The organism is Tsukamurella sputi (assembly GCF_007858445.1).
Lineage (GTDB): Bacteria > Actinomycetota > Actinomycetes > Mycobacteriales > Mycobacteriaceae > Tsukamurella > Tsukamurella sputi.
Genome location: NZ_VIGV01000227.1, coordinates 1 through 514, shown reverse-complemented (window position 1 = coordinate 514; position 514 = coordinate 1). Strand labels below are relative to the sequence as shown.

General features: G+C 28.4%; 1 protein-coding gene. It reads right to left on the bottom strand.

Going from position 1 to position 514, the window contains the following annotated elements; all coding sequences use genetic code 11:
• Nucleotides 1–85: 85 nt before the first annotated feature.
• A partial coding sequence (locus tag FK268_RS23925; protein WP_146437919.1) for a hypothetical protein occupies nt 86–514 on the bottom strand: 429 nt, incomplete at its 5' end.

The following is a 514-nucleotide window of genomic DNA, read 5'->3' as shown; positions in this document are numbered from 1 at the left end:
AAACCACCATTTACATAATATGGAAAAATAAGATTTATTACAATTCCTATTATTACAGATACTATTATATATATCATGGATAAATTTATTCTTGTCCTTCTGTTTTAGTTAAAGGATTTATAAATTTCTTATTTACTTCTAACTCAAATTCAACACAATTATGTTTATTTAATTCATGACCATGATCTTTTTTTGATTTTTTCCCTTCCGACTTTGTAGATACTATTTCTTTTCCCTTAAATAATTCTGGGAAATAAATAGCATTTGACGTCGTATCTTTAACATAAATTCCATATTCTCCATCATCTGGAATAGTAAATTTTATCTCATCTTCTTGGTTTTCTACCCTCTTTTTTATAGGAGCTCCATAATCATTATAGCCCCAGCCAGCTTTAATGTCTTCGGCAGGCAAAATACCTATTTCTAAATCTTTTCCTTTTAAAGACTTTAACTTAATGACTACGGTATCACCTTTTTTCCATTTTTCTCTAGCAAAAGTAGCTACACTTCCTTT